4 protein-coding genes are annotated in these 5,361 nt (G+C 60.7%); 1 reads left to right on the forward strand and 3 read right to left on the reverse strand.

The features are described 5' to 3' along the window. The 3 genes from O3649_RS08865 to O3649_RS08875 all read right to left on the reverse strand — a co-directional run. Positions 1-1,613, reverse strand: a 1,613-nt coding sequence (locus O3649_RS08865; RefSeq protein WP_371573858.1) for an acetyl/propionyl/methylcrotonyl-CoA carboxylase subunit alpha, incomplete at its 3' end; no start/stop codon positions are given. Between the two features lie 151 nt (positions 1,614-1,764). Continuing rightward, positions 1,765-2,472 (reverse strand): nucleoside triphosphate pyrophosphatase, encoded by a 708-nt coding sequence (locus O3649_RS08870; protein WP_371573860.1) that lies wholly within the window; start codon positions 2,470-2,472, stop codon positions 1,765-1,767. A gap of 316 nt (positions 2,473-2,788) precedes the next feature. Beyond that, entirely contained in the window at positions 2,789-4,207 is a 1,419-nt protein-coding gene (locus tag O3649_RS08875; RefSeq protein ID WP_294639901.1) for a dicarboxylate/amino acid:cation symporter, read from the reverse strand. Between the two features lie 471 nt (positions 4,208-4,678). On the opposite strand from O3649_RS08875, the gene O3649_RS08880 reads away from it, so the two are divergent. Then, positions 4,679-5,361, forward strand: a 683-nt coding sequence (locus tag O3649_RS08880) for a hypothetical protein (RefSeq protein ID WP_371573863.1), incomplete at its 3' end; no start/stop codon positions are given.

A 5,361-nucleotide genomic window follows, 5' to 3' on the forward strand; every position in this document is an offset into this window, starting at 1 on the left:
TCGCCGCCACCCTTCGCCGCGCCGCGTGCCGAACGGGACTTGCGAGTCTTGGCGGCGGGCTTAGCGGCAGGCTTAGCGCCACCGCCCAGATCGGGCAGGGACACCTCCATGCGCTTGCCGTTAACCTCAACGACCACGGTGGTGCGCTCGTCCTCATCGGAATCCACGCTGCCGGGTGCACCGGAGTGCATGGGGATGGTGTTGTTGAACTCAGTCTCAATCCAGCGGGTGTGCACCTTGAACTCGCCGCCCTCAGCCGGCGCGAAGGCGGGATCATCCAGCACGACGCGGTGGAACGGGATGACGGTGGGCATACCCTCAATGGTCAGCTCAGCCAGGGCACGGCGGGCACGCTGCAGAGCCTGTTCACGATCCGCGCCGGTAACAATGAGCTTAGCCAGCATGGAGTCGAAGTTACCGCCGATAACGTCGCCAGCCACGAAGCCGGAATCCCAGCGCACGCCGGGGCCGGTGGGCACGGTCATCTTCTCGATCGTGCCGGGGGCGGGCATGAAGGAACGGCCCGCATCCTCACCGTTAATACGGAACTCGAAGGAGTGACCGCGCAGAACCGGGTCCTTCTCCTCAATCTTCTCGCCGCGGGCAATACGGAACTGCTCACGAACCAGGTCCAGACCGGAAATCTCCTCGGAGACGGGGTGCTCCACCTGCAGTCGAGTGTTGACCTCGAGGAAGGAGATAGTGCCGTCGGTACCGACCAGGAACTCACAGGTGCCTGCGCCCTGGTAACCAGCCTCGCGCAGAATCGCGCGGGACGCCTCGTACAGGCGCTCGTTCTGCTCATCGCTCAGGTAGGGGGCGGGTGCCTCCTCAATGAGCTTCTGGTTGCGACGCTGCAGGGAGCAGTCACGGGTGGAAACCACCACAACGTTGCCGTGCGCATCCGCCAGGCACTGGGTCTCAACGTGGCGGGGCGAATCCAGGAAGCGCTCGATGAAGCACTCACCGCGACCGAACGCCGCGGTAGCCTCACGAACAGCGGACTCGTACATCTCAACAATGCTCTCGCGGTCGCGCGCCACCTTAATGCCGCGGCCACCGCCACCGAAAGCAGCCTTCACAGCAATCGGCAGGCCGTGCTCATCAGCGAAAGCAACAACCTCATCGGCAGACTTGACCGGGTCCTTGGTGCCGGGCACCAGGGGAGCGCCCACCTTCTGCGCGATGTGGCGTGCCGCCACCTTATCGCCCAGCTGGGTAATGGACTCGGGGGAGGGGCCAATCCAGGTCAGACCCGCGTCGATGCACTTCTGAGCGAACTGCGCGTTCTCAGAAAGGAAACCGTAGCCGGGGTGCACAGCGTCAGCGCCGGAACGAATAGCAATCTCAATGAGCTTGTCCATCACCAGGTAGGACTGTGCCGCGGTGGCACCGCCGAGAGCGTAGGCTTCATCGGCAAGCTTTACGTGCTGGGCGTCGCGGTCGGGGTCAGCATAGACGGCGACGGTCTGCAGACCCTCATCGCGGGCTGCGCGAATCACGCGGACAGCAATTTCACCGCGGTTAGCGATCAGAATCTTGCTGACCGGGCCGGTGTGGCGGCCGGGAACTGCAGTAAATTTCTTGGCGGCTTCTGCCTGGTGCTGAGTCACTTAAAGCTCTCCTTTAATCTCCTGCTCCAAGGATACATCGGCAGGATTGGCGAATATAACGCGCATCATACTGTTCTATCTTATCGATTGGTGTTCAATAATGTGTATTTCAGGGCGCGCTTTGAGACAGATTTATACGATTGCGCTGGATCTAATCCTCATCCTGGGGCGCTAACCACAACTCGGTCACCGCAACCTCACGGCGGCGCAGCATATCGCGTAGCGCGTGAATGGACAGGCCCACCACCGTGTGGAACTCACCCTCAATACCGCGAATGAACGCGGAACCGTAACCGTCGAGGGTGAAGGAACCGGCTACCCAGAGCGGCTCGCCGGTAGCAATGTACGCCTCAATTTCTTCGGGGCTGAGCTCATCAAAGTGGACGGTGGCGCTACGTAGTTCAGAAACGGTGGGCAACTCAGAAGCAGCGGGCAGTTCGGCACCTGGCTCAAGACCGCGCAAATCCACGAGCGCGTGACCGGTGTGCAGCACACCGTAGTTGCCGCTCATGGCACTAATGCGCTCGCGTGCCGCCTCGGCAGTGTGCGGCTTACCGTAGGCAACACCCTCAAACTCGAAGACTGAATCGCAACCCAGAACCAGCGCATCGCGCACACCTTCAGCAGCAAGTTCAGCGGCAACTGCCTGCGCTTTCAACTGCGCCAGCAGGGAGGCGGTTTCAGCCGGGGTGAGTCCCGCACGTCCCTGCGCTCGCGTCTGTTCGTTGGCGGTAGCGAGTGCGGCGTCCTCATCTACGGAGGAGACGCGCACCGTGAACGCGATGCGGGAGTCTTCCAGGAGCTTGCGGCGTGCCGGGGATGCGGAGGCAAGAATCAAACGGATCGGTGTGGTACTCATAGGTTCTATTTTAGAGCCTTGCGGGTGAGCCTTACCCTCGAGTGCAGATTGAAGGGTGTCAAGAAGCTGGGGGGATGGGCGGAAAAGTAAGGGGGGACGAAAAGAGCGTGTCCCATCCCCCTCAACCACGTAGGAGATGGAACACGCTGTTCAAAATCATAACTCTTCTCAATCGTTAAAGAAAAGAAGAATCAATCGTGACGTTTTTATGACGTTTGGCAAATGTATTTCGCCCATGTTTGGGGCGTAGGTGGCGGAGAAGCTACACGGCGCTAAGCGGTACCGCCTAGCGCCGTGTGCGTGAGCCTTCGTCAGATTAGCGGTGTGCCACGGCGGTGTTGTCTTCCACCTCGTGAAGTCGCTGCGCCTCGCCGGCGATGCGCTCATCGTAGAATTCCTGAGCCACGAAGCCGCCCTCCGAACGGGGAGCGTTGTAGAGCTCCTCATCCAAGATGCCCTCGCGGCGAGCCACAATCGCGGGAACCAGAGCCTGACCGGCAACGTTCAGGGCGGTACGACCCATGTCCACGATCGGGTCGATCGCCAGGAGCAGACCCACGCCGTCCAGGGGTAGACCCAGAGTGGACAGGGTCAGGGTCAGCATCACGATAGCGCCGGTCGTACCGGCGGTCGCAGCCGAACCGAGCACGGACACCATCACAATCAGCAGGTACTGGGTGAAGTCCAGCTGAATACCGTAGAACTGAGCCACGAAAATCGCCGCCAGTGCCGGGTAAACCGAAGCGCAACCATCCATCTTGGTGGTCGCACCCAGCGGAACCGCGAAGGATGCGTAGGCGCGGGGAACGCCCAGGTTGCGTTCGGCAACGGTCTGGGTCATCGGCATCGAACCCATCGAGGAGCGGGAAACGAAGCCCAGCTGAAGCGCCGGCCACACACCCGAGAAGTACTGTCGGACCGACAGGCCGTTCGCGCGAACAATAATCGGGTAGACCACGAGGAAGACCAGCAGCAGGCCAATGTAGAGGGCGATAACGAACGCGACCAGCGAACCCATCGACGCCCAACCGTACGCGAAAACTGCCTTAGCGATCAGACCCACGGTACCCAGCGGCGCCAGGCGAATAATCCACCACAGAATCTTCTGAATAATTGCCAGGGCGCTCTTGACCACGTCAATGAACGGCTTGGCAGCTTCGCCAACCTTCAGCGCGGCAATGCCGACCGCACCGGAAATGACCAGAATCTGCAGTACGTTAAAGGATGCCGAGGCGGTGATGCCGGAATCACCGGACTTAGCGCTGACACCCAGACCCAAGAAGTTCACCGGAATCAGACCGGTCAAAAACGCGGTCCACGAACCGGTCGAGCCGGTGTACGCCTTGCCCTGCACCTGCGCGCCCACGCCCGGCTGAACAATGAGGCCCATCGCAATACCAATGAGCACCGCGAAGAACGCGGTAATCGCAAACCAGATGAGCGTGTTAACCGCCAGACGCGCCGCGTTAGTCACCTGCGACAGGTTAGAGATGGAGGCGACCACGGCGGTGAAAATCAGCGGAACAACAGCTGCCTTCAGCAGGGTGACATAGGAGGAGCCGATGGTATCTAAGGTCACCATGAGCCAGTTGGGGTTGCTCTTCGCGTCCCCGCCCAGTGCGAGGGCGAGCGCGCCGAGAACAATACCCAGAATGAGGGAGGCAATGATTTGGTTGCCGAAAGAAGTAGCCCACTTGGGCAGACGTGAACGAGATGATGCATGCGGTGTAGACATGTGGCATACTCTAAAACTTTTGCGCGCTCCGGCGCGAGTTTGTGTGAAGAAGTATTGCAATCCGCTGCAGTGTAGGGGATGCGTGACGAACTGTGACTTTCCGAAGGGACCTTTCGGCTGTACATCCCGCAGTCTAACCAGCAACGCAGCCCAACCCGACTGCCCAACCAGCAATGCCGCCAGCAGCGCAGCCCAACCAGCAACGCCGCCAGCTGCCCCACACACGTAGGCGGTTAAAACGGCTGATAGTTATTCGGGAGCCACCGCAAAAGCAAACAGAAAGGAAACAACTGCGCAACATGCGGCTAAGCTTGCTGAGATTTTGCCGTCAGCTAATAATCCGAAAGCTGGGGCTTGATATGCTGGAATCACACCGATAGTCCGGCGAAAGCCGCCGGATGATGCTGTACCCACTCAGCTTCATGTACGCGTTGAGCGTTACGCCACGCACCACCTTTCAAGGAGAGATGCATGAGTTCTGCTCCCCAATACCCCGGCGGAACCACCACCCCTAACGGCCCGAAGAAGCCCCGCAAGCGCATGGAAGCGGTTGCAGATTTCGCTACCCGCGCCGCACAGACCTCAGCCCAGCAGACCCTGAACCTGGGTGCGACCCGCCCCGGCATCGCCAAGATGATTGCCGTAGCGGGTGCCGGCGTGTTGCTGGTTGGCGGTGGCATCTTCGCCTACAACTCCATGCACCAGGAAGAGAACGCGTTCCTGGCGCAGGGTGAAGAGTACGCCCGCGTCTGCCAGGACGCGAAGACCGGCCTGCGCGTGGAAGATAGCGAATGTGAGAAGGCAGGCGTTCAGGAGCCGACCGACTCGTCCAGTAGCGATTCCTCGGGCTCGTCGAGCTCTTCTGGGTCTTCCGGTTCCTCCAGCTCCTCGGGCTCTTCTGGGTCGTCGGGCACTTCCGGTTCGACCACCACCCACAATAATTCGAATGCGTTCCTCTGGTACTACCTGGGTCGTCAGAGTGCCGCGAACTCCACCGGCACCCCCACGGTTCCCGGTGTGGGCGCCAAGCTCTCCGGAGGCAGCACCACCCGCCCCAGCAACGGCACCGTCTACAGCGGCGTGTCCTCCAAGGGCGGTAGCTTCGAAGACTCCTACCGCAGTGCGAAGAAGTCCTCCACCGTCTCCTCCGGCAA

This window comes from Rothia sp. 27098_8_29, assembly GCF_041432785.1.
Lineage (GTDB): Bacteria > Actinomycetota > Actinomycetes > Actinomycetales > Micrococcaceae > Rothia > Rothia mucilaginosa.